This window comes from Proteiniphilum sp. UBA5384 (assembly GCF_002410825.1).
Classification (GTDB): domain Bacteria; phylum Bacteroidota; class Bacteroidia; order Bacteroidales; family Dysgonomonadaceae; genus Proteiniphilum.
This window is the reverse complement of record NZ_DHOS01000010.1, coordinates 309,889-334,032: the sequence shown is the minus strand read 5'-3', so window position 1 is coordinate 334,032 and position 24,144 is coordinate 309,889. Positions and strand designations below refer to the sequence as shown.

At 43.9% G+C, this 24,144-nt stretch carries 23 protein-coding genes; 18 read left to right on the top strand and 5 right to left on the bottom strand.

Annotated features, from left to right (window positions below; genetic code table 11):
* Window positions 1-199 precede the first annotated feature (199 nt).
* The 3 genes from B4G81_RS04205 to B4G81_RS04195 all read right to left on the bottom strand — a co-directional run bounded on the left by B4G81_RS04205 (window position 200) and on the right by B4G81_RS04195 (window position 2,594).
* Entirely contained in the window at window positions 200-1,393 is a 1,194-nt protein-coding gene (locus tag B4G81_RS04205) for a class I SAM-dependent rRNA methyltransferase (protein ID WP_294080411.1), read from the bottom strand.
* A 65-nt stretch (window positions 1,394-1,458) separates the two neighbouring features.
* Window positions 1,459-2,031: a 3'-5' exonuclease gene (locus B4G81_RS04200; RefSeq protein WP_294080409.1), complete on the bottom strand. Its 573-nt coding sequence runs from the start codon at window positions 2,029-2,031 to the stop codon at window positions 1,459-1,461.
* Window positions 2,022-2,594 (bottom strand): DUF5063 domain-containing protein, encoded by a 573-nt coding sequence (locus tag B4G81_RS04195; protein ID WP_294080407.1) that lies wholly within the window; start codon window positions 2,592-2,594, stop codon window positions 2,022-2,024. The genes B4G81_RS04200 and B4G81_RS04195 overlap by 10 nt, the downstream gene beginning before the upstream one ends.
* A 399-nt stretch (window positions 2,595-2,993) precedes the next feature.
* Here B4G81_RS04195 and rimP point away from each other — a divergent pair, with 399 nt between their 5' ends.
* The 18 genes from rimP (at window position 2,994) to gldN (ending at window position 22,553) form a co-directional block, all read left to right on the top strand.
* A complete protein-coding gene (gene rimP / locus B4G81_RS04190) occupies window positions 2,994-3,461 on the top strand; it encodes a ribosome assembly cofactor RimP (protein ID WP_294080405.1) in 468 nt (155 codons plus the stop codon).
* Window positions 3,462-3,464: 3 nt separating this feature from the next.
* On the top strand, window positions 3,465-4,820 hold the full coding sequence (gene nusA, locus B4G81_RS04185; RefSeq protein WP_294080403.1) for a transcription termination factor NusA: 1,356 nt from the start codon (window positions 3,465-3,467) through the stop codon (window positions 4,818-4,820).
* 81 nt (window positions 4,821-4,901) lie between these two features.
* Complete coding sequence (gene infB / locus B4G81_RS04180; protein ID WP_294080401.1) at window positions 4,902-8,069, top strand: translation initiation factor IF-2; 3,168 nt, start codon at window positions 4,902-4,904, stop codon at window positions 8,067-8,069.
* A 212-nt stretch (window positions 8,070-8,281) separates the two neighbouring features.
* Window positions 8,282-8,806: an OmpH family outer membrane protein gene (locus B4G81_RS04175; protein ID WP_294080399.1), complete on the top strand. Its 525-nt coding sequence runs from the start codon at window positions 8,282-8,284 to the stop codon at window positions 8,804-8,806.
* 36 nt (window positions 8,807-8,842) lie between these two features.
* A complete protein-coding gene (gene murI / locus B4G81_RS04170; RefSeq protein ID WP_294080397.1) occupies window positions 8,843-9,682 on the top strand; it encodes a glutamate racemase in 840 nt (279 codons plus the stop codon).
* Entirely contained in the window at window positions 9,679-10,230 is a 552-nt protein-coding gene (locus B4G81_RS04165) for a CvpA family protein (protein WP_294080395.1), read from the top strand. The genes murI and B4G81_RS04165 overlap by 4 nt, the downstream gene beginning before the upstream one ends.
* Window positions 10,230-10,907, top strand: coding sequence for a phosphatidylserine decarboxylase family protein (locus B4G81_RS04160; protein ID WP_294080393.1), 678 nt, complete (start codon window positions 10,230-10,232; stop codon window positions 10,905-10,907). The genes B4G81_RS04165 and B4G81_RS04160 overlap by 1 nt, the downstream gene beginning before the upstream one ends.
* A gap of 6 nt (window positions 10,908-10,913) precedes the next feature.
* Window positions 10,914-11,615: a CDP-alcohol phosphatidyltransferase family protein gene (locus B4G81_RS04155; RefSeq protein ID WP_294080391.1), complete on the top strand. Its 702-nt coding sequence runs from the start codon at window positions 10,914-10,916 to the stop codon at window positions 11,613-11,615.
* Window positions 11,616-11,796: 181 nt separating this feature from the next.
* The gene (locus B4G81_RS04150) at window positions 11,797-12,006 is read left to right on the top strand and encodes a hypothetical protein (RefSeq protein ID WP_294080389.1); all 210 of its coding nucleotides are present in this window, start codon (window positions 11,797-11,799) and stop codon (window positions 12,004-12,006) included.
* Between the two features lie 39 nt (window positions 12,007-12,045).
* Window positions 12,046-13,311, top strand: a complete 1,266-nt coding sequence (locus tag B4G81_RS04145; RefSeq protein WP_294080387.1) for an aminotransferase class I/II-fold pyridoxal phosphate-dependent enzyme — start codon at window positions 12,046-12,048, stop codon at window positions 13,309-13,311.
* 9 nt (window positions 13,312-13,320) lie between these two features.
* Entirely contained in the window at window positions 13,321-14,649 is a 1,329-nt protein-coding gene (locus B4G81_RS04140) for a threonine synthase (protein ID WP_294080385.1), read from the top strand.
* A 40-nt stretch (window positions 14,650-14,689) separates the two neighbouring features.
* Window positions 14,690-15,484, top strand: a complete 795-nt coding sequence (locus B4G81_RS04135) for an SDR family oxidoreductase (RefSeq protein WP_294080383.1) — start codon at window positions 14,690-14,692, stop codon at window positions 15,482-15,484.
* On the top strand, window positions 15,481-16,575 hold the full coding sequence (locus tag B4G81_RS04130; RefSeq protein WP_294080381.1) for a VOC family protein: 1,095 nt from the start codon (window positions 15,481-15,483) through the stop codon (window positions 16,573-16,575). Before B4G81_RS04135 ends, B4G81_RS04130 begins: the two co-directional genes overlap by 4 nt.
* Before the next feature lie 79 nt (window positions 16,576-16,654).
* Entirely contained in the window at window positions 16,655-17,629 is a 975-nt protein-coding gene (locus B4G81_RS04125; protein WP_294080379.1) for a PorP/SprF family type IX secretion system membrane protein, read from the top strand.
* A 114-nt stretch (window positions 17,630-17,743) separates the two neighbouring features.
* Complete coding sequence (locus B4G81_RS04120) at window positions 17,744-19,165, top strand: SUMF1/EgtB/PvdO family nonheme iron enzyme (protein ID WP_294080377.1); 1,422 nt, start codon at window positions 17,744-17,746, stop codon at window positions 19,163-19,165.
* Between the two features lie 57 nt (window positions 19,166-19,222).
* Entirely contained in the window at window positions 19,223-19,906 is a 684-nt protein-coding gene (gldL, locus tag B4G81_RS04115; protein ID WP_294080374.1) for a gliding motility protein GldL, read from the top strand.
* 9 nt (window positions 19,907-19,915) lie between these two features.
* Window positions 19,916-21,463 (top strand): gliding motility protein GldM, encoded by a 1,548-nt coding sequence (gene gldM / locus B4G81_RS04110; RefSeq protein ID WP_294080372.1) that lies wholly within the window; start codon window positions 19,916-19,918, stop codon window positions 21,461-21,463.
* 118 nt (window positions 21,464-21,581) lie between these two features.
* A complete protein-coding gene (gldN, locus tag B4G81_RS04105; protein ID WP_294080369.1) occupies window positions 21,582-22,553 on the top strand; it encodes a gliding motility protein GldN in 972 nt (323 codons plus the stop codon).
* Window positions 22,554-22,561: 8 nt separating this feature from the next.
* Here gldN and B4G81_RS04100 read toward each other — a convergent pair whose 3' ends face one another.
* On the bottom strand, window positions 22,562-23,785 hold the full coding sequence (locus tag B4G81_RS04100) for an FtsX-like permease family protein (protein ID WP_294080367.1): 1,224 nt from the start codon (window positions 23,783-23,785) through the stop codon (window positions 22,562-22,564).
* Between the two features lie 20 nt (window positions 23,786-23,805).
* Window positions 23,806-24,144: a 30S ribosome-binding factor RbfA gene (gene rbfA / locus B4G81_RS04095; RefSeq protein WP_294080366.1), complete on the bottom strand. Its 339-nt coding sequence runs from the start codon at window positions 24,142-24,144 to the stop codon at window positions 23,806-23,808.

Genomic DNA, 24,144 nt, shown 5'->3' with positions numbered 1-24,144 from the left:
ATGAAAAACACGATGCAAATATAAGCGTTTTTGTGTTATAAAACATACTATTGTGGCATAAAAATCATATATTTTTTATTATTTAACTAAGATCATCCATTTACAGATGGTTTTAAACAGATTTAAACGAGTTTCTCTCACCGTCAAATCACACATTACCGAATCATCACTAGTTGTCCCGATTCATCGGGATCATCATTTATTCCACTCTAAGTACCAACCCTTTCAGATATTCCCCTTCGGGATGATAAATATTGATAGGATGATCGGCCGGCTGTGTGAGCTGATGCAAAATACGCACTTTCCTGCCTGAGATGGCCGCAGCACTGAAAACCGCCAAACGGAACTGCTCTGCAGAAATGACCTGCGAACAGGAAAAAGTAAATAAGAAACCGTCGGGAGCGATTTTTTCCATTGCCTGGAGATTCAACTTTTTATAACCTTGCAATGCATTATTGACAGCTCCCCGGTGTTTTGCAAAAGCAGGCGGATCAAGAATAATCAAATCCTTTTCCCCATATTGGAGTTGTTTGAGGAATTTAAAAGCATCTTCAGGGAGAGAAGTATGCCGGGGATCTTCCCCAAAATTGAGCGCTACATTTTGATCAGTAATTGAAACCGCTTTTGCAGAACTATCCACAGACACAACCGACGCAGCCCCTCCGCGAAGGGCGTATACCGAAAACCCACCGGTATAACAGAACATATTCAACACATGGCGGTTTCGGGCATACCGTTCGAGCAGTGCACGATTTTCCCGCTGATCAACAAAAAATCCCGTCTTCTGTCCCTTCAGCCAGTCAATCCGAAAACGCAAACCATTCTCCAGAGCAATTGCATCCACACCGTCACCGCCAAACAGATAACTGTTTTCCGGAAAAATACCGGCCTTATAAGGCAATGTTCCTTCTGACTTATAAAAGATGTGCTTCACAGTATCCGCAGGAATGGCCCGCTTCAACGCCTCCGTCACCGGCCCCATGTCGTTATGAATTCCTATAGAATGAGCTTGTATCACTGCCGTATCACCGTATATATCGATAATTAAACCCGGCAGGTTATCACCTTCACCATGTACTAACCTGAATATGGTGTTGTCAGGACGTATCAACCCCAGTTCCTGCCGCATCCTATAAGCATTCAACAGACTTTTTTCGTAGAACGCAGTATCTATAAGCTCATCAAGAAACGACATGATACGCACTGCAATACTTCCAATCTGGAAATGGCCGACTCCCAGAAAAGAACCATCGGCAGCCAGTATACGAACCGTTTCTCCCTCTTCCAATTCTTCGGGCTTACGGGCAATAGCCCCTGAAAAGACCCATGGGTGAAAGCGCCGTAATGAGGCCTCTTTACCGGGCCGCAACACGATCTCTTTATAAGAACTCATACTATTTTATTTTTCAGCATTTGCAACACTTAACCACCTAACTTCTTATCCACTTATCCACCTTATCACTTCTTCCCTATCAAATGATTATAAATACGAAGGCAAGCCCAGGCATCGATCGCCGCGTAAACCTGCTGCGCGGGAGAGAGTGTGTCAGCCTCCCAATTCGATACACGCTGATTCTTGGATATTTTCCGACCAAAGAGGATTGCATAAATCTTTTGCAGACTGTTATCCTCAATCCCGAACTGATCCACAAACCCCTGGAGGTCAATAAAATTCTCCGGATTTCTCAGCGAACGTTTTCGTATTGCTGCAAAATCATCACGCAATGAAAGACCTATCTTTTTTATTGCCGGATCAACCATAATTGACTCCAATTCAATTGGATATCCAATTTTATTTAACCGAAACAGGTAGCATTTCTCTTCCGTGGATAGTTGTATAAGTGCCACTTTATGTACCTGTCCACGCTTGAATGCCGGTTTGGTCTCGGTATCGAAACCAAGTGCACTGTATGAAGAAAGACAGCGACAAGCATCCTGTACCTCTTCCGGATGATCAATGACGATGATATCACCTTCAAATGTCTCTATAGGCAATTCGGCCAATTGTTCTTTTGTAATCGTCAATCCCACTGTGCACCCTCCGACAAGTCCGTTTCTTCATTTCCACTCTCCAGATAACCACACATCATCGTGTGAAGCGGACGTAATACATTCACCAATTTTTGCCCCCAATAGAGACGGAAGTTCTCTTTACACTGATATAGAGCATCATTCATTTGCCCGGCAAGGCCAAACTGATATACCGATACAAAATTCCTTATATCCTGATAAATATCTGCTAAATTTTCCGATACAAATGTAGAAACGGGGGTATCGCTGTATTTCATATCCTCGATAAACACATCCAGATAAACATCCTCTTCTCCCATTATTTCAGATACCTTATTCGCTACATGCGAGTAATCCTCTTCTGTGACAAATGTTGCAGGGAATTCCTCCTCCGCAGGAACAGTCTCCGGCAACAAAAGAGCCTTTACATACAAAAGAGGAAGCATCTTCAACAGCCGGTCGACCCACTCCCCACGGGAAAGGGCGGCGTCCTTCTCAAGAAACACACAAACTTCCACCGCAATAGTAACAAAGTCTATTACGCTTTTATCATATACAATTTTATTGAGATCTGCTTTCTTCATAATTCTATTTCATTCAAGGCATACATCTTCGATCGATTCCTTGCATATATCTTATTTGCCGACAAAATTACACATTATTTTTGTAGAATATAGGATGCGGTTCGGCAATCTTCGTATGCAAGCATTCGAGATTGCCCTCACCTTTCACCATATTTCGATAATATTCATATACGGTAATACCAAACAGGAGCCCGGAAAACACAAAAAAAGTGGCAAACATTTTGTGAATCCGTTTGAAAATAATATCTTTGTACTCGTAAAAGAGAAGGGAAGCAGGACATACCGCTTCCTTTTTTATTCATCAGGCTCAACAACCGGAAATCTGGATACAAGATATTCAAATGCTATCTTGTACACAGATTTGTATCTTTGAAGAGTCTCTTAGGGATAGAGATAACTATGATCCAAAAGAAACAGATTATCGATTTTGTAGCACAACACCTGGAAGGTTCGCCCAACTATTTGACGGATGTTTCAGTAAGTGCGGATAATACAATCACCATAGAAATCGATAACGATTATGGCGTGGATATTGACGATTGCGTTGCATTAAGCCGTCATTTGGAGTCAAAACTCGACCGGGATACCGAAGATTTCGAATTAACCGTTACTTCTGCAGGACTCTCATCTCCCTTTAAAATATTGCGCCAGTACAAAAAATACGAAGGCAAGGAAGTGGAGGTGCTTAGCAAAAACGGACAAAAATTCACCGGCATACTCAGGTCGTCTGATGATAACGGATTTACCATTTCGATCATAAAAAAGGTAAAACCGGAAGGAGCCAAGCGCAAAATAGAAGTGGAGGAAGATATCCGTTTTGCGTTTGATGAAGTAAAATACACAAAATATCTTATACGATTTAAATAATATATGGGTAAGAAGAAAGAAACCATCAGTCTCATCGATACATTTTCCGAATTCAACGAGCTGAAGAATATCGATAAAGCAACCCTCATCAGCGTACTTGAAGAATCATTTCGCAACGTTATTTCAAAAAGCAACGGAACAGATGAGAACTATGACATCATTATCAATCCTGACAAAGGTGACTTGGAGATATGGCGCAACAGAGTGGTTGTGGGGGACGATGAACTGGAGGATCCCAACCTGGAAATTACCCTCTCTGAAGCTCAAAAAATCGACCAGGATTTTGAAGTAGGTGAAGAAGTGACTGACGAAGTATCACTCGATCACTTCGGCCGGCGTACGATCCTTAACCTAAGACAAACGCTCGCATCCAAGATATTGGAATTGGAAAAGGACAACCTCTATAATAAATACAAGGAAAAAGTAGGGGAAATCGTATCTGGAGAGGTATACCAGATATGGAAAAAAGAGTTGTTGCTGCTCGACGATGAACATAACGAACTAATCCTTCCCAAGACGGAACAAATTCCCAGCGACTTCTTTCGCAAAGGGGAACATGCACGTGCAGTGGTAGCACGTGTTGAGAACAAAAACAATAATCCAAGAATTATTCTTTCCCGCACCTCACCGGTATTTCTTGAACGTCTATTCGAACAGGAAATTCCCGAAATAGCAGATGGGTTAATTACGATCAAAGGAATTGCCCGGATCCCCGGCGAGCGTGCTAAAGTAGCAGTAGAGGCCTATGACGACCGTATTGATCCGGTTGGGGCTTGTGTAGGGATGAAAGGGTTCCGTATTCACGGCATCGTGCGTGAACTGAGGAATGAAAATATCGACGTGATCAATTATACCAACAATACCAACCTCTATATCCAGCGGGCATTGAGTCCGGCAAGGATTAACTCCATTACCGTGAGGGAGGAAGAGCATCGCGCCGAAGTGTTCCTGAATCCGGAAGAAGTATCCCTTGCCATCGGTAAGGGGGGGGCTAACATCAAGTTGGCTTCCATGCTCACAGGTTATAATATCGAAGTATTCCGCGACATAGACGAAGTGGATGAAGAGGATATATACCTCGATGAATTCCGCGATGAGATTGATGGTTGGATAATCGACCAGCTGAAAAGGATCGGATGTTCCACTGCCAAGAATGTATTGGCTATGGGTCGTGACAGAATAATCAGGGAAGCCGATCTCGAAGAGAATACTGTAGATGAAGTATTGGCTATCTTAAGCTATGAGTTCGAAGATGAAAATGCACCGGAGGTAATGGCAAATAATGAAGATATGGACGCAGAGAGTGATGTAACCGATACGGGGGCAGATGCAGAGACGGACGAGGGGGGTGAAAACTAGCCCTGTCCCTGCTTTTCACTGATAGAAGAATAATACATACTGTTCACAACATAAAAAGAGAGTAAAGGTTAGAATATATATATGCCTGTAAGACTAATAAAAGTATCAAAAAATTTGAATGTAGGAATCAATACGCTGGTTGAATTTCTGCACAAGAAAGGTATTGAAATAGAAGCAAATCCCAATGCAAAAATTGAGGATGAACAGTATGATATACTGATTGCCGAATTCGGTAAAGACAAGAATATTCGTAATGAGGCGACCATTACCCGCGAGAAATTACATCGCCGTGATGATAAACGGGAAACTATAGCTATAGAGGGTTATGAACTTCCGGAAGAGCAGGCCCCCAAAAAAAAGGTGGAAAAAGAAGCCATCGAAACAGAAATCCCGAATGAACTGAAGCCCCATGTCAATGTGGTAGGGACTATCGACCTCGATAGCCTGAATAAAAAGAAAAGCGAGTCCAAAAGCGAAGAAACGGAGAAGGAAGAAAAAGAAGAAACTATTATGCAGCCCCCTTCGCCGGAAGAGGAAAAAGGACAACCGGAACCGGAGATAGAAAAATCTGTTCCCGTTAAAGAGCCTCCCGTAAAGGAAGAAGTGATGCAACCTCAGGCGGAAGAAATAATAGTAGAAGAAAAAAACCAAGAAAAAGCGGAAGAAAAAGAAGAAGTAGAAGAAGAAAGAGCGGAAGAAAAAACAGAAGTAGAAGAAGAAAGAGCGGAAGAAAAAACAGAAGAAAGAGTAGAAGAGAAAAGAAAGGAAATCCAGGAAAAAACGGAAGAGGAAGAAATTAAATATTCCTCAGAGGAAAAGGGTCAACCCACAGAAATAAAAACAACATTTTTCGATCAGAAGGAAGCACAAGTTGCTCCTGAAGAAACCACTCCGGAGCCCACTGCAGAGGAAGTAGAAGAAAAGGCGCCGGGAACAGAAGAAAAAACAGAAGAGGCACAGCCAGATAAAGTATTTCGCTTACACGAAAATAAACTGGAATCCAATATAGTCGTCAAAGGTTCTATAGACCTTAATTCGATCAACGACCGTACTCGGCCACCCAGGAAATCGAGGGCACAACGCAAGAAGGAACGCCTTGAACGCGAACAGAAAGCGCTCGACACCAAAAAGCTGAAAGAAGAAAAGGTAAAACAGCTTAAAAAAGAAGCTATCGATGAAAAGAAAAAACAACCCGGCATTTCTGACAATGATAGTGAAAGCGGAAAGAAAAAGAGAAAACGCATTCGTTCAGGCCAGGTGAACATCGACAAACCGACAACTTTCAATCAGGGTTCAAAGAACAGCAACAAAAAGTTATCACTCAGAAAACCACTGAAAGCCGAAGTCAGTGAAGAAGATGTACAAAAACAAATAAAAGAAACACTGGCACGTCTCACTGAAAAGAGGGGAAAAAAGGCAGGTGCCAAATACCGTCGTGAGAAGAGGGAAGCCAGTGCCCAAAGACAACAAGAGGAACTGAAACAACAGGAAAGGGCAAGTCATGTATTGCAATTGACGGAGTTTGTGACCGCAAACGACCTGGCCAATATGATGAATGTGCCTGTCACCAATGTAATCTCCACCTGTATGAGTCTGGGAGTTATGGTGGCTATCAACCAACGTCTCGATGCCGAAACCATCAACATTGTTGCCGAAGAATATGGATTCAAGACGCAATATGTAAGTGCTGATGTAATTGAGGCGATTGCCGACCAGGAGGATGCACCCGAGGATCTGATATCCCGTCCCCCTATTGTGACAGTGATGGGACATGTGGACCACGGAAAAACCTCACTCCTCGACAGGATTCGCAGTACCAATGTAATTGCGGGTGAAGCAGGAGGCATCACACAGCATATCGGAGCTTACAATGTGCAATTGTCCGACGGGCGTAAGATCACCTTTCTTGATACACCGGGACACGAAGCCTTTACAGCCATGCGTGCACGTGGTGCCAAGGTGACCGACGTAGCAATTATTATTGTGGCGGCAGATGACAACGTGATGCCACAGACCGTGGAAGCGATTAATCACGCAGGTGCGGCTGGTGTTCCTATTGTATTTGCCATTAACAAAATCGATAAACCGGGAGCAAATCCTGAGAAAATAAAAGAGAGACTGGCCGAAATGAATTATCTTGTTGAAGACTGGGGAGGAAAATACCAGTCACAGGATATCTCGGCAAAGAGTGGAACGGGCGTTCGTGAATTGCTCGAGAAAGTATTACTTGAAGCTGATCTTCTGGAACTTAAAGCAAATCCCAACCGGAGGGCTACCGGATCCATTATCGAATCATCACTCGACAAAGGAAGAGGATATATGGCTACGGTACTGGTGCAAAATGGAACGCTCAAACAAGGGGATATCGTACTGGCAGGTTCCTACTTCGGACGTATAAAAGCAATGTTCAATGAGCGCAATCAACGTATTGAGGAAGCCGGTCCTTCCGAACCGGCACTGATCCTCGGATTAAACGGTGCACCCCAGGCCGGCGACACATTCAATGTGATGGAAACCGAACAGGAAGCACGCGCTATAGCCAACCGACGCGAGCAATTACAACGCGAACAGTCGTTGCGTACCCAGAAAATGCTTACCCTCGACGATATCGGCCGACGTATTGCTATCGGCAGCTTCCAGCAACTGAATATTATCGTGAAGGGCGACGTGGATGGATCGGTAGAAGCTCTCTCCGACTCATTGATACGACTCTCCACAGAAGAAATACAGGTGAATGTGATCCATAAGGCAGCAGGCCAGATATCGGAATCCGACGTAAGCCTTGCCGCCGTATCCGACGCCATCATTATCGGCTTTCAGGTGCGACCTTCACTCGGGGCACGTAAAGAAGCGGAAAAAGAGGGAGTGGATATCCGTCTGTATTCTATCATTTATGACGCCATCGAAGAGGTAAAAGCAGCTATGGAAGGTATGCTTTCGCCCGATATCAAGGAAGAAATCATCGGTAATGTGGAAGTACTGGAGGTATTCAAGATATCGAAAGTGGGAACCGTAGCCGGCTGTATGGTACGTGACGGCAAGATAAAACGCTCGAGTCGTATCCGGCTTATCCGTGACGGGATTGTGATCTTCACCGGTGAGTTGGAATCATTAAAACGATTCAAAGAAGATGTAAAAGAAGTTACTTCAGGTTATGAATGTGGTGTCACCATACACAACTTCAATGACGTGAAAGTGGGTGATATTGTGGAAGCCTACGAAGAAACTGAAGTAAAGAAGAAATTATAAACAATCCCCTATAATAAATTCCCATTAATATGGAAATCAGGGGCTTATTTATGATAACCAGTTGACATTGTAATTTTAATTCTTACCTTGAGAGCGGCCGCACCTGCTTTACGAGGAGCAAGTGCGGCCACAACACACAAGGGACAGGAAAAGAAATTACAATAGCAACAAGGGTTTATCTACAAAATATTCACTTTTTAAAATAGTTGACAATGACAAAGAAAGTTTTTTTCACGCTTATCCTGCTTATTTCATTGGTAAGTGGAACTGCTTTTTCACAGGTGTCACCACAAGTTACCATTGCGTATGTAAATACAGCCGAACTGTTGGATCAAATGCCTGAAAAAGCGCAGGCCACACAGCAACTGCTTACATTAAGTGAGAATTATGAAAAAGAACTCAAATTGATGGAGAGCGAATACAATAAAAAGTATTCCGATTATATCACTTACCAGGCCTCTCTTTCTGAGAATATCAAACTGCGCCGGATGCAGGAGCTTACCGAATTGGAGAATAAGATGGGGGAATTCATGGAGCTGGCGCAAAAAGATATCGAAACACAAGAAAAAGGATTATTGGAACCGTTGAAAAAGAAAATAAACGAAGCCATCCATGCCGTCGGAACAGAACGGGGATACACCGTTGTCTACGATCTGGCTAATCCCGGAATCGCATTCGTATCACCCAATGCGGTGAACGCCAATCCTCTTGTAAAATTAAAATTAAGCATTCGCTAACCGTCCCCGACTACCGTGGAGGAAAAAACTGATTACTTGAGTCGCGAAACGGGACCTATCGGTATATTCGATTCCGGATACGGCGGGCTTACAGTACTCTCAGAAATAAGAGCACTGATGCCGGAGTATGATTACATCTATCTGGGAGATAATGCCCGTGCACCCTATGGCAGCCGTTCTTATGAACGAGTCTATCAGTTTACCCTTGAAGCAGTAAAATGGTTTTTCAGACAAGGATGCCGGCTGGTAATCCTGGCTTGTAATACAGCCTCTGCAAAGGCATTAAGGACTATCCAGCAGATTGATTTACCGACACTCGATCCGGACAGGCGAGTATTAGGTGTTATTCGTCCTACGGCAGAATCGGTTTCAACCCTCTCGCAAAGTGGTCATATTGGCGTTTTGGGAACTGAGGGAACTATCTACTCGGGATCATACGAGTTGGAAATAAGAAAACTTTTCCCCCATATAACTATCACCGGTGAAGCATGCCCTATGTGGGCTCCATTGGTGGAAAACAGGGAATACGATAAACCGGGTGCGAATTATTTTATACAACAACACCTTCAAAAGCTATTCGAAAAAGATCCGCTCATTGATACAGTTATTCTCGCGTGTACACACTATCCCCTACTAATGGACAAGATAGCCTTATACCTGCCGAAAGATACAAAAGTAATCTCGCAAGGAAGATATGTGGCCGAAAGCCTCAGGGATTATCTGTGGAGACACCCGGAAATGGACAAGAAATGTTCAAAACAGGGAAGTATATATTATTTCACTACCGATTCGCCGGAAAGATTCGAACAAGAAGCATCTATCTTTCTGAATGAACAAATCAGCGCACGGCGAACTGATATCGAACAAAAAGCATGAACTGGTTTGATCTCACTGTAGGTATATTACTGCTTATCGCCTTTATCAACGGATACCGTAAAGGCTTGGTTATACAGCTTGTGGGACTGGCAACCATCATATTGGCAGCAGTATTCGGAAGTAGATTTGCCAAAATCATACTACCTGAATTAAACAGGCTTATCGATCTCTCTCCGGAAGTAGCAAGGGTATTATCATTTATCCTTGCTTTCGTGGCTATTGCCGTGGGACTTTCGCTGATCGGACGATTATTACAACGATTTATCGAAGCTGTTTTTCTCAGTTTTATCAATCGCCTGTTTGGTGCCATAATCGCGGCAGGAACGATGATGGTTTTTCTAAGTATCATCCTTAACCTGGTGTTGATACTCGACAGCGATAAGCAAGTAATTAACAGGAAAATCAGGGAAGAAGCATTCTTTTTCGAACGGGTGGAAGCTGTGGTTCCCGCTATAATCCCTTATCTCAATCCACAACTTCGGGATGATATTGTTCCTGAAAAATATAGTATCGACTCGACATACCAGCAACAACATTTTTCAATTTGATGAGACTATTACGAATACATAAGGAAGGAAAATCGGCAGTAATAAGAATCGGTATTGTACTTATTCTTATCAATGTTTTTTTTATGTACATACTGCCAAATACCATCTTTACGGCTATCTTACTGGGAGCCTCAATCCTGTTGTATGCCATGTCCCTCAATTTCTATAGACACCCCAATCGTACCTATAAAGGAGATCTATATGGACTGGTCAATGCGCCTACGGACGGTAAAGTGGTGGTAATTGAAAAAGTATTTGAGAAAGAGTTTTTTAATGATGAACGGATTCAGATTTCCATCTTCATGTCGTTCTTTAATGCCCACTCAAACTGGATACCCGTTACCGGCAAAATCACTCATTTCTCTCATATGGACGGGAACTTCCATGCCGCCTACTTACCTAAATCGAGTCATGAAAATGAACATACCAACATTCTCATTGAGACGCCTGAACACGGGACAGTACTGGTCAAACAGATTGCAGGTGCAATGGCACGGAGAATCGTCACTTATATAAAAGAGGGAGATGAAGTGCATATAGGATCACCACTCGGATTTATTAAATTAGGCTCCAGAATGGATATTTTTTTACCCACAGACAGTGAGTTGCTGGTTGAACTTGGTGAGGAAGTTCATGCCAACGTCACATTTTTAGCAAGACTCACCCAACGAATATGACAGATTATGCGAAAACAGATACCCAACACCCTTACCCTATCGAACCTCTTTTCAGGATGTATAGCCACCGCAATGGCCTTTCAGGGTAATTTTAAGGCAGTAGTAATATGGGTTGCGGTAGCGGCATTGTTTGATTTTCTGGACGGACTGGCAGCCCGGATACTAAAAGTATATTCTCCTATAGGAAAAGAACTCGACTCTCTGGCGGATGTAGTCAGCTTCGGTGTTGCTCCCGCATCTGCAGTTTTCATCTTACTGCGCGAAAACTCATTATTGCCGGGCTATTTGGAACCTATCCATCTACTACTTCCTTACCTGGCTTTCCTTATCCCTGTTTTTTCTGCCTATCGACTGGCAAAATTCAATATCGATGAGCGTCAGACAACCTCATTTATGGGATTTCCCACCCCGGCAAACGGCCTCTTCTGGATCAGCTATTGTTATGGTATGTCGGGAGCCGTTGCCGAAAACGAAAACCTCTTCTACCTCACTATCGGTTTGATTATCTTACTATCATTACTGATGATATCCGAAATCCCGATGTTCTCACTAAAAATCAAAAAAATAGCATTCAAAGGAAATGAGAAGCCAATAATCCTAGTCCTTCTGATGATTTTACTTGTAGCACTTTTTGGACTCACCGGTATAGCATGGGGTATAATTGCCTATATCCTGCTTTCCCTGGCATGGCCCGACAAAGTTAAATAATACAAAGAAATGGGTGGGCTTTGCATGAATCATTGTATCTTTATTTTTTTAATTATATTGGATATTTCTTGATAGGGCTAGCCTGAATCAATTTATCCTCATCATTTAGTTTAACGAAATAGTTAATCAAATTATTACTTTACTATATATGGGATTCCTTATTAAATTTTTTCTGGGTTTTATGGTAGTTTATTTTTTACTGAAGGCATTCACGGCTTTCCTGATAGGAAAACGTGGAAGACAAAGATCAAACTACCAACAGAAACGACCTCAACAGCCTAAACAACCTGAGAGCCAAGAGGAACGAATCATTGAATACCAGAAAAAAAACTTCGAATCAAGTGATATTGAAGACGCCGATTATGTGGAAATAAAGGAAAAAGAAAAATAGAACTGAGAAAATTATTACAATCATACATATTCAATAATCATGACAGATATTTTTGACCGGCTGAAAAATGCCGAAGGTCCGCTAGAGCAGTATCGTAAAAAAGCAGAAGGATATTTTATGTTTCCCGAATTGGAAGGGGAAATAGGTCCCCGGATGAGATTTCTGGGTAAAGAAGTAATCACCTGGAGCCTGAACAATTACCTGGGACTGGCCAACCATCCGGAAGTGCGTGAGGCAGATGCTAAAGCTGCAGCCGACTGGGGTATGGCATATCCTATGGGAGCGCGTATGATGTCGGGCCAAACAAAATACCACAGAGAACTGGAAGAAAAACTCGCTGCCTTCGAGAAAAAAGAAGCAGCATACTTGCTCAATTACGGTTACCAGGGAATGGTATCGATTATTGATTCGCTGGTCTCAAGAAACGACGTTATTGTCTACGACTCCGAAGCCCATGCCTGTATTATGGATGGAATTTTCCTGCATAAAGCCAAAGGAGGGAAAAGTTTCGTTTATCCCCATAACGACATGGATCGGTGCGATAAGATGCTTGGCTTCGCCACTAAGAAAGCAGAAGAAACCGGTGGGGGAATCCTAGTGATTACCGAAGGGGTATTCGGCATGTCGGGTGATCTGGGCAACCTTCCGGGTATTGTCAAACTGCGGAAAAAATATAAATTCCGTCTGATGATCGACGATGCTCACGGCTTCGGCACGATGGGAAAGACCGGTGCAGGAGCAAGCGAGCATTTCGGACTGGTAGATGAGGTAGATATCTATTTTGGGACCTTTGCCAAATCAATGGCAGGCATAGGGGCTTTTGTAGCTTCCGAGAAAACCATCGTCAACTCACTCAAATACAATATGCGGTCGCAGATATTTGCGAAATCACTCCCTATGCCCATGGTGATCGGCGCACTGAAACGCCTCGAAATAATACAAACTCAACCGCAACATAGGGAAAACCTCTGGAAAATTGCTCAATCACTACAACAGGGATTGGTGGCAGAAGGATTCAATATTGGTAATACCCAATCGCCGGTGACACCGGTTTATTTCAGTGGGTCTGTTCCTGAGGGAACCAACATCGTGATTGATCTGCGTGAAAACCATAACATCTTCTGTTCCATCGTGCTATATCCCGTAGTACCCAAAGGAGTGTTGATGCTCAGGCTGATCCCCACCGCTTCTCATACTCAGAAAGATGTGGAAGAGACCATAGAAGTATTCAAAAAGGTAAAAGCAAACCTCGAAGCGGGAAAATATATCTCCAACGAGATAAAATCGATGTCCACTACAATATAAGAAAATAACATGCTTCGTATAAAGATTCAACATAAATATCATTTAACCTGCACTCAATGCCGACATGTGACACCCAATTTCTGGACCTGGTTCGAACAGGAACAGCAATGCCCCGAATGCGGAAGTAAGCATTCTGAAGTATGGTACAACCGACGTTATCAACGATTACCACGACTTATCAACCGCAGCCCAACCAGTTTCTGGCACTATTTCCCTTTTCTGCCGCTACTGCGACGAAGGCATATCATCTCAAAGGGGGAAGGTGCCGTTCCGGTGGAGCGGTGGCCATTTCTCGAGGAGTTTGCCAAAAAGAAATACGGCCTCGATATCCACGTACATGTCTACAGGAATGATCTGAACGGTGGTACCGGCACTTTCAAAGATACTGCCGCTTCATTGGCTGCCAGCCTTTTTAACGAAATCGGCATTGACCAGTACTGTATTGCTTCCACAGGCAATTCAGCTACGGCATACGCCAAATATCTTTCGCTGGCAAAGGTGAACTGCTCTGTCTTCATGCCGGAAGATGCCATAAAAACGTCGGAAGCCACGATCAGTTCTTATGGACAACAGGTCTTCCGGGTGATGGGTGACTATGCGAAAGCCAAGGAGATTGCGGCGGGATATGCCAGATTGCATAACATACCCATGTCAACCGGCAATATTGATCCCATACGGATAGAAGCAAAAAAGACGATGGTATTCGAGTGGCTCCGCCAAATGGATAAGTTCCCCGATGTATATATTCAAGCGGTGAGTGGAGGCACAGGCCCTATCGCCATTGACAAGGGAATTAGGGAAATTAAGCAGGTCTATCCTAAACTGAAAAATCCCCGCTTCCTGCTGGTACAAAGCGACGGCTGTGATCCAATGGTACAGGCATGGGAAAATGCCGAGGCAGAGGGATTTCCCGAAGGGTTCGAGAAGAAATACCCTACTATCGATAACCCCAAGACAGAAGTGCCCACCCTCGCAACCGGTAATCCCGCCACCTATCCAATCGTGGCCAAACTGGTAAAAGCATCCGGAGGAAGTTTCCTGAGAGCACATGAAAAAAAATTAGTGCCTGTAGGTAAACTGGCTGCATACGAACAGAAAGTAATCCCGGGACCGGCTTCGGCCGTCTCCATCGCCGGATTCTTTGTCGCACTCAGAAAAAATCTTATCAAAAACGAAGAGACGGTCTTACTCAATATTGGTGAAGGTCCTAACCGTGCACCCTATTTCCTTGAACAGATGATTTACACCTCCCATAATGTACATAATGTAGATGAATGCGCTCCCCACTCTATTGGGGATTATCGTATGCAACTGTGGAATGAGGTGATGAGAGACTAGGTTGAGATGATGATTTGATGAAGTAATTGGTATTTAGAAATTGTCAATCAAAAGAAAGAACATATGGATTACGGGGGCTTCATCGGGTATCGGTGAAGCATGCGCTTATCGCTATGCACGACAGGGAACCAATCTGGTACTGACGGCGACAAGGGCCGACAAGTTGGTAGAAGTCCGGGAAGAATGTATCCGGTTGGGAGCCCAATGTACGATTTTACCCTACGACCTGACCGATTTGGAGCATATCGACGAGTTGACTGATAAAGCCGTTGCCGCTTTTGGAAAGATCGATATCGTATTCCTGAATGCAGGTATCAGCCAACGATCAAAAATATTGGAAACGGATGGCTTGGTAGATGAAAAGATTATGACTGTCAACTTCTTTGCACCGGTCAAAATCGCTAAACGGCTACTTCCGGACATGATTGAACAACAAGGAGGCACAATTGCTGTTACATCCAGTATTTCCGGAAAATTTGGCTTTCCCCTCCGGTCGGCATATGCCTCATCCAAATTTGCCCTTTACGGTTTCTTCGAGACCCTTCATGCAGAATACTACGACCGGAATATCCGGGTGGTGATGGTCTGCCCCGGACGGATAAAAACAAATATTTCTTATAATGCACTGGAAGCCGACGGAAGGAAGCACGCCCGGATGGATGAGGGACAGGACAACGGTATCTCCGCAGATAAAGCGGCAAAGAAAATTGTCAATGCGATCGAAAAAAGGAAACCGGAAGTGCTGGTCGGCGGGAAAGAGTTGCTGATGGTACATATCAAGCGGTTTTTTCCCGGGCTGGCAAGAAAAATGGTCAGAAAAATCAAAACTACATGAAAGAAAAATATATTATCGCAGGCATTCAACAGGTAGGTATCGGGGTAGAACACCTCTACGAAGCATGGAAAGAGTATATCGACCTGTTTAACATGGATATTCGTATCCTCGAAGATGATAAAGTAGCAGAACTGATGCTTCCCTATACGGGAGGGAAACCACAGCAACGCCATGCTTTAATAGCTATCAATATACAAGGTGGCGGAGGTTTCGAAGTATGGCAGTATTCAGGACGAAAACCGCAACCACTTGGATTTACCCTGAATATGGGCGATCTGGGAATATTAGCCTGCAAAGTAAAGAGTAGAGATGTAGCCCGTACCTTTGAAGAATTCTCTAAAAATCCAAAAGCCAATATCCTTGGCGGCCTTCAACAAAATATTGATGGCCACCAGACTTTTTATGTGAGAGACAGCTACGGTAATCTGTTCCAATTGGTCCAGGACGACTATATCTTCAAAGATGAAGGGCACTCCAATGGAGGGACAGTTGGCGTGACCATCGGCGTGACAGACATCGACAAGGCAATGACCGTATATCATGATATTCTTGGTTACGACAAGATTATCGCCGACGAGGCAGGGGTTTTTCCCGATTTTGAGGCATTGCCTTCGGGCACCCAGCAATTCCGCCGCCGCCTGATCACCCATTCACAACCGCGCAAAGGAAGTCTCAGCGAACTCTTCGGCACATCTTATATCGAGCTGGTGCAGGCGTTGGAACGTACCCCGAAAAAGCTCTACGAAGGACGTTTCTGGGGTGATCCCGGCTTTATCCAGGTCTGCTTCGATATCCGTAATATGGATGCACTCCGGACGAAATGTGCAGAATCAGGATATCCTTTTACGGTAGATACCACCCAAAATATCAAGGAAGGAAACTCATTTGATATGGGGGATGCTGCCGGGCAGTTCGCCTATATCGAAGATCCGGACGGCACACTGATTGAATTTGTGGAAACGCATAAAATACCGGTCGCAAAAAAACTGGGATTAAGCCTTAACCTGAAAAACAGGAATCCGGAAAAACCACTTCCCAAATGGATGCTTGGTATGCTTCGTTTTATGCGGGTGAGACCGGAAAAAATCTGATACTCAAAATGTAGTATTATACAATAGTTTTTCACATCACTATACACAATTTTTTCGCCGTTTTTCAGTTATATGTATAATGGAAAAACGGCGTTTCTATTGGATATTACTCTTGCATTTCTGTTGCCTCTTGCATTTGCAGGCACAGTGGGACGATCCTCCCGGTCAATATTGGACGGTAAAGAGTTATTTCAACCCCTCTTTTGCCGGTGAAGCAGAGGCTATCAACGTTTCCGCCCTCTATCGCTATACATGGCACGGAATAAAAAATGCACCCCAACCAATTATCCTTACTGCCGGTATGCCTTTTGAGTTTTGGGGAAATCGCCATGGCGTCGGGATGGTGGTACATAACGAAAGTGCCGGAGACCACCACAATTCATTACTGGCTGCACAATACAGTTTCAAAAAATATTTCAGAAGAGGATTTCTGAATATCGGAGTACAAGCGGGAGTATACGATCTCAATTTCGATGCGGGGAACCAGTTTATTCTCAGCGATTCCCTCCAACAGAGCCGGGGCATAATAAAAGTGAATCCTACAGACAAGCAAGTAATCGACCTTAACGCCGGCATTTCATGGATAGGAAAGTCTTTTTTTGCCGGCCTGGCCGCCATGCATATCAGCCAACCCCGGTTTTATGCCCGGAATGATTCCCTTTCGGCAGATATACAAGGCGACTCCGTCATATCGGTCATTCCCCGCTCTTATAATTTGATGGCAGGATACAATATTACACTTCTTTATCCGTTAGAAATACAACCGATGGTCTGGTTGCAGGCCAATCACAACAAAACATTGATAATGGCCACCCTTCGCATGGAATACAACAAAAAATTCTCAGGAGGCGTGTCATGGAGAAAAGATGATGGGTATGCCCTTTTTGCAGGAACGGTTATCCGCAATATAGAGGTGGGATATGCTTATGGAATACATACCTCGGGGCTTGGGAAAAATAGCAAAGGGAGTTATGAATTTTATCTCCGTTATAATTTTCCGCTTGATCATTTTAAACCGAAGCGGCAACCGTACAAGAGTATCCGGCTGTTGTAATTCTGATGTGGTGATTCGATAATTCAATGATTCGATGATGATTGTAAATTATAATCGGTAAATTATCAAATCAGTAAAGCTGCAAATCAATTTTTTAGTTCTAAATAAAAAAATATGAAAAAATATATCTTACTCGGGCTGGTACTGATTGTCATTGCTTCCTGCGGGAGACCGGGGATCGGGAGCAGTATCAGTGGAGAGCTGACCGGCGTACCTACAGGTAAGGTATGGGGAGAACCTACACCCTATAATATGGTATTGGTATCGCGCGGAGCCTATACCATGGGACCGGGAGAGATCGATTCTCTCTGGGGATTTTCGATTCCTACCCGGGGAGTGTCTGTGGATAACTTCTGGATGGATGAGACGGAGATTACCAATTCACAGTACAAACAATTTGTTTATTGGGTACGCGATTCCATTATCCGTGAACGAATGGCTGACCCGGCATATGTCGGTGACGACTTTTTCAAAATCACCGAAGATGAATACGGCGATCCCATTACTCCTCATCTGAACTGGAAAATACCTATTCCATGGTCAAGGAATACCGAAGAGGAGGAGACCACCATTAACAGTGTTTATATAACCCATCCCATTACCGGAGAAAAAATGCTGGACGCCCGGCAGATGAACTTCCGGTACGAATGGTTCGACGCTGCAGAAGCAGCCCGAAGACAATACCGCCTGAATCCCGCGGAAAGGATATTGGACAGCGATGTTACCATCATCAATTCCAATGAAGTAATCATGATATCGAAAGACACTGCATATATTACCCCTGACGGACGGATCGTCAACGAAACCATCACCCGCCCATTGAGCAGCCTCTATGATTTTGTACATACCCGGATCGTCAATATCTATCCCGATACTACTTGCTGGGTAAATGATTTTCCGGAAGCCGACAACGAACGCTATTTGCGCAACTACTTTTCCCATCCTGCCTATGCACACCATCCGGTAGTGGGAGTTTCATGGGAACAAGCCACCGCTTTCTGCGAATGGCGGACAATGTTTCTGCGCAAAGGTATCAATAAGCAAGGAGTGACAATAGAGAGATACCGCCTCCCTACCGAAGCGGAGTGGGAAATGGCTGCACGTAATGCCAATTCCGACAATAAATATCCGTGGGAATCAGATGCCACAACAAATGAAAGTGGCTGTTTCCAGGCCAACTTCAAACCGGGTGACGGAGCCTATGGTGCAGACAACCACCTTATTCCCGCCAAAGTGAGGAGCTTCAAACCCAATAACTCAGGATTGTATGATATGGCAGGAAATGTAGCGGAATGGACTTCCACCGCTTATACCGAATCGGGGAATAAACTGATGGGCGACCTGAATCCCGAATACAGCTATAATGCTGCTATCGAAGATCCCTATGCATTGAAACGAAAAGTAGTAAAAGGAGGCTCTTGGAAAGACATTTCCACCTTTATCCGATCGGATATACGCGATAGTGAATATCAAAACCGGGGGCGCTCCTATATCGGGTTCCGTTGCGTAAGGACACAAGTCAGCTCGGGGAAATAAATTATTTGAGATGTATACTTTTGACTTCTAAAAATCTGAACTTTTTAAAGACAAAAAATGAACGCTTACAAGAAATATAAGAACAGGGTTGAACGCTTCCTGCAAACCGAACGGGGAAAACGGACCATCAATTTCGTATACAGCTTCGGAGCCGCCATAGTGATACTTGGCGCAATGTTCAAGCTGCTTCATTTTCCTTTCGGCAATGAAATGCTCTTTATCGGTATGATCACTGAATGTATCGTATTCATTATTTCCGCTTTTGACACGCCCATACGCGATTATAATTGGGAAGAGGTATTTCCTGCGCTTTCCGGAAATGCCGGACACACTGCACAAAATATCATATCTGCCAATAAGGAGGTAACCGTAGCCTCCCATTCCCACCTATCAACCCCTCCCGGTGAACCGGAGAATGAAGTTTCTCGCACCTTATCTACCCACACCGAAGAATACGGCAAACAGATGGAAAACCTTAACCGTACGCTATCAGGACTCAATTCAATCTATGAGGTACAGTTAAAAAGCATCAGCAGTCAAATTGGCACTATTGAACAGATCAATCAAGGTTTAACACGTCTTAGAAACATGTATGGTGATGCTCTTCCCGATGGCTCGGTTATCAAGACGGAAACCGAGAAAATGGCAGAACAGCTCAGGGAATTGAATGAAGTCTATGCCCGTATGCTAAATGCCATGACGGTCAATAGATATGACAATGCCGGCAATACCAACTTATAATCCATTCACATGGCAGTCAACAGTCCCAATTCCCCTCGACAGAAGATGATCAACCTGATGTATCTGGTGTTTATCTCGATGCTGGCGCTCAACGTCTCGGTAGAAGTGCTCGACGGGTTTAAAATGGTGGATAACAGCCTGGAAGATTCATCCGGCACGATGCTGGAACGCAATAAATTGATTATGGATGAATTGACAGCATATCACATCCAGAATCCCGACAAAGCCGAAGAATGGTACAGGAAAGGAATGCAAGTACGATCCATGAGTGATTCTTTGACACGTTACATAGACGAACTGAAACTGCGAATGGTACGTGAAGCAGATGGGAAAAAAGCAGATATTAACAATATCAAAAATAAGGATAACCTGGAAGCCGCCTCGGTGGTCATGCTTTCTCCGGTGAATGGTGAAGGGAAGAATTTCAAGAACGCCATAGGTGCTTACCGTGATTCGGTCACACAGCTTGTCACGGATTCCGCCCGCAGGATAATCATCGAGAAAAATCTCAGCACACAATCCTCGGGAGATAAAAGCTGGGAAGCATCTCTTTTTGAGCAGATGCCACTGGCCGCTGCCATTACGATGCTGACAAAGATAGAAAATGATATCCGCTCTTCCGAAGGTGAAGCGTTGACCAATATCCTGCATAACGTGGATGTGGGCGATTTCCGGGTAAACCGGTTGAACGCCTATATCATTCCCGAATCCGATATTGTCATCCAGGGTAGTTCCTATAATGCCCGTATTATCCTCTCCGCGGAAGATTCGACCTGTCAACCCCATATTGTAGTCAACGGACAGCATCTCGATGCGAGAGAAAATGGCTATTTCTCTGTTCCGACCAATCATACCGGCACCTTTCCGGTGGATGGATACCTGGAGATGGCCGGAAGCGATGGAACCATCACGCGCCACCAGTTCACCGGCAATTATACTGTGGTAGAACCGGCAGCCACCATCGCTCCTACCCTCATGAATGTATTGTATGCCGGCATCGATAACGAAATCGGTATCTCGGTGCCGGGTATCTCCCTGCAGGATATAAGCGCCACCATGACCGGTGGCACCCTCACCCGCCGTGGAAATATGTGGATTGCCCGGCCTGCCACCGTAGGGAAAAATGTTACCATATCAGTCTCAGCCAGTACAACCGGTGGAAATATCCGACATGTAGCTACGAAGGAATTCAGGGTACGTGCTCTCCCTGATCCTACCCCCTACATTGAAGATCATGATGCTAACGGAAATCCGGGAATGTTCAAGGGAGGAGGATTTCAGAAAGCTGCCCTGATGAAAGCCGTAGAAGTCAAGGCAGCCATCGACGATGGTATACTCTCGATTCCATTTCGTGTAGTCAGCTTCCGTACTGTTTTCTTTGATTCGATGGGAAATGCTATCCCGGAAGTTTCCGATGGGAACCATTTCTCTGAAAGGCAGAAAGAACAAATCAGGCGTCTTCCACGGGGAAGCTATTTCTATATCTCAGGTGTACGGGCTGCCGGGCCGGATGGTACGGAACGGGAAATCGCAGTAATGGAAATCAGGGTAATGTGACGATTTCCTGATGTGATGATGTGAATAATACACCAGTATGAATAATGTGACTGATTAAAAGGAATTTGAAAAATTGAGAATTCATTGTTCATTTTCAATTTTCCATTAATAAAAAAATATGCAAACAAAACGATTATTGATATTTATTCTTTTGATGACAGTATCCACGATCCTTTTTGCCCAGGAAACAGCAAGGGAAAGAATAGAACGACGCCGACAAAATACAGCACAACAACAGGCTGCCGGTACAAATATCCGTATGGGACAACGGAACCACTCAGGGGACGAAAGCATAGAAGATGCCAAATGGTCTCGTATCATCTATCGTTATCTCGACCTCAATAAAGAAGCCAATGCACCGCTCTACTATCCGGTTACACCTATAGAAGGGAAAATGAGTTTGTTTACGCTGTTATTCAATCTATTACAGGAAGGGAGCATTCCTGCTTACGAATATTTAGATGGACGGGAAGAGTTTACGGATGAATATAAGATTGATTTTAAAGAACTTATGGATCGTTTCGGCATCTACTATGAAACCGTGGACGACAAGGTAATCATAAATGAGGTGGACATACCCGGCAATGAAGTAGAAGGCTATTTCGTAAAAGAGGCCTATTATTTTGATACAGCCAATTCCACCTTTACAGTGAAACCTCTCGCCATTTGTCCGGTGTTGCAACGCCGTGATGATTATGGCACCGCTACACGCTACCCACTCTTCTGGATCTCTTATGAAGATGTGGCACCTTATGCACGGCGAGTACCGGTAATGAGTTCTTCCCTCAATAATAATATGAGCGGCACCATTGATGATTATTTCCAGATGCGGAAATACGACGGAGAGATTTATAAAGCGCAGAATCCACGGAACCTTGCTATCTCACAATATGCCTCCACGCCTGAGGAGATGAAAGCAGAACAGCAAAGAATTGAACAGGAACTGGTCGATTTTGAAAAAAATCTCTGGAAACAAGAAAGCTACCCGGCTGTCCCTCAGCAACGAAAAGTGACCCACAAAGGAAAAAAACGGTCACAATCAAACTCATCCGGGACTACTTCCATCTCCATGCGGGACAGGAGATATTGATTGACACATTAATCCCTGAGTTGTTTCTTTAAGTTATTGATTGGATAAAGCACTGTCAGCAGGCTGATCATGCTCACCACTCCAAAAGCAATTATTATATCTGTCATTTTTACGATTACCGGATAGGCATCAATAATATAGGCACCCGGGGTATCACTCAACCGGAGCAGTCCGAAATGTTGTTGTAACAAGCATAAGGTCAGTCCGGTAACAATTCCAGAAATGATGCCGATAAAAGAAATCAGCCACCCTTCATATAAAAAAATATGCGATATCAACCGATCGGAAGCACCCATATTCCGCAGGCTTTTAATATCATCTCTTTTTTCAACAATCAGCATTGAAAGTGACCCTACCAGATTAAATACAGCAATCAACAAGATAAATACCATGATAAGGAATGTCACCCATTTCTCAATTTGCATCATCCGGTACGATTCCTTTTGCTGTTCATACCTGTCTTTCACAAGATACCTATCTCCCAGGATGTGCTCTATTTCACGTTTCACCCTATTCACCGAAACAAATGGTTCCAACTTGATATCCAAAGAAGTAACTTCATTCCGATAATCAAAAAGGTCTCTTGCCAATTGGATAGGTATGATCGCCATCTGTTCATCATACTCGGGAGAATTGAGGCTGAATACCCCTCCTATTTGCACGTAACTTTTAGTAAATGCGGCAGCAGGATTGGCGAGGTTCACCCTTACATCACGCTTGGGGGCATAGATTTCTACAGGATTGATAAATCCGGGTCGGGCACCAAGTTTTATAGCCAGCCCCACACCAAGAGTAGTATAATCCACCACATCTTCCCTTAACCTGAATGACCCGTCTACCACTAATTTATCCATATCGGTCATTAACTTGAATTCCTCAGAGACCCCTTTCATCAATACCGGTACCTGGCTTTCATCAAACATAAAAAGCGCGTTTTCCTCCAGTGATTCGGAAATGGTCTGAATGCCATTTATACGTAAAGCCTTATTGAATTCGGGCGTATCATAATCAAAAACCTTACCTTCTTTCACTGTGATTTTCAGATCGGGGTCGAATGCATTGAACATATCCTCCACAATACCTCCAAAACCATTGAAGATGGAGAGTACACAAACAATGGCTGCAGTGGCGACAGCAATACCGCATACCGAAATAACAGAGATCACATTCACTACATTATGTGATTTCTTTGAAAAGAGATACCTGCGCGCTATAAAAAAAGAAACATTCATGTTTGTTTACCAGCCGGATATTACTGGTCTTTCAGTAATCTATCGATATTTTCGATGTAATCCAGAGAGTCGTCCACATGAAACGTCAGTTCCGGAATTACCCTCAATTGGGTCCTTAATCGCTTACCCAAATCATAACGGACGGTCTTCACATTCTCATTGATATTTTTCACCAGTTCATTCGCCTTTTCCGAAGGAAAAATACTCAGGTAAGCATGTGCGATACCGAGGTCGGGCGATACCCGTACATTGGTCACCGAGATCAATACACCCGGCATCTTCTTGGCATCCAGCAGAAAGATTTCACTAAGTTCTTTCTGTATCAACCGGTTTACTTTTTGTTGTCTGTTCGTGTCCAT

Excerpts from the sequence above, each read along its gene's own strand:
- B4G81_RS04100 (WP_294080367.1), bottom strand. The coding sequence starts at position 23,785 with ATGAATGTTTCTTTTTTTATAGCGCGCAGGTATCTCTTTTCAAAGAAA.
- B4G81_RS04205 (WP_294080411.1), bottom strand. The coding sequence starts at position 1,393 with ATGAGTTCTTATAAAGAGATCGTGTTGCGGCCCGGTAAAGAGGCCTCA.
- B4G81_RS04155 (WP_294080391.1), top strand. The coding sequence starts at position 10,914 with ATGCGAAAACAGATACCCAACACCCTTACCCTATCGAACCTCTTTTCA.
- B4G81_RS04160 (WP_294080393.1), top strand. The coding sequence starts at position 10,230 with ATGAGACTATTACGAATACATAAGGAAGGAAAATCGGCAGTAATAAGA.
- B4G81_RS04195 (WP_294080407.1), bottom strand. The coding sequence starts at position 2,594 with ATGAAGAAAGCAGATCTCAATAAAATTGTATATGATAAAAGCGTAATA.
- B4G81_RS04125 (WP_294080379.1), top strand. The coding sequence starts at position 16,655 with ATGGAAAAACGGCGTTTCTATTGGATATTACTCTTGCATTTCTGTTGC.
- B4G81_RS04175 (WP_294080399.1), top strand. The coding sequence starts at position 8,282 with ATGACAAAGAAAGTTTTTTTCACGCTTATCCTGCTTATTTCATTGGTA.
- B4G81_RS04140 (WP_294080385.1), top strand. The coding sequence starts at position 13,321 with ATGCTTCGTATAAAGATTCAACATAAATATCATTTAACCTGCACTCAA.
- nusA (WP_294080403.1), top strand. The coding sequence starts at position 3,465 with ATGGGTAAGAAGAAAGAAACCATCAGTCTCATCGATACATTTTCCGAA.
- rimP (WP_294080405.1), top strand. The coding sequence starts at position 2,994 with ATGATCCAAAAGAAACAGATTATCGATTTTGTAGCACAACACCTGGAA.
- B4G81_RS04130 (WP_294080381.1), top strand. The coding sequence starts at position 15,481 with ATGAAAGAAAAATATATTATCGCAGGCATTCAACAGGTAGGTATCGGG.
- B4G81_RS04120 (WP_294080377.1), top strand. The coding sequence starts at position 17,744 with ATGAAAAAATATATCTTACTCGGGCTGGTACTGATTGTCATTGCTTCC.
- gldL (WP_294080374.1), top strand. The coding sequence starts at position 19,223 with ATGAACGCTTACAAGAAATATAAGAACAGGGTTGAACGCTTCCTGCAA.
- B4G81_RS04150 (WP_294080389.1), top strand. The coding sequence starts at position 11,797 with ATGGTAGTTTATTTTTTACTGAAGGCATTCACGGCTTTCCTGATAGGA.
- gldM (WP_294080372.1), top strand. The coding sequence starts at position 19,916 with ATGGCAGTCAACAGTCCCAATTCCCCTCGACAGAAGATGATCAACCTG.
- rbfA (WP_294080366.1), bottom strand. The coding sequence starts at position 24,144 with ATGGACACGAACAGACAACAAAAAGTAAACCGGTTGATACAGAAAGAA.
- gldN (WP_294080369.1), top strand. The coding sequence starts at position 21,582 with ATGCAAACAAAACGATTATTGATATTTATTCTTTTGATGACAGTATCC.
- infB (WP_294080401.1), top strand. The coding sequence starts at position 4,902 with ATGCCTGTAAGACTAATAAAAGTATCAAAAAATTTGAATGTAGGAATC.
- B4G81_RS04165 (WP_294080395.1), top strand. The coding sequence starts at position 9,679 with ATGAACTGGTTTGATCTCACTGTAGGTATATTACTGCTTATCGCCTTT.
- B4G81_RS04145 (WP_294080387.1), top strand. The coding sequence starts at position 12,046 with ATGACAGATATTTTTGACCGGCTGAAAAATGCCGAAGGTCCGCTAGAG.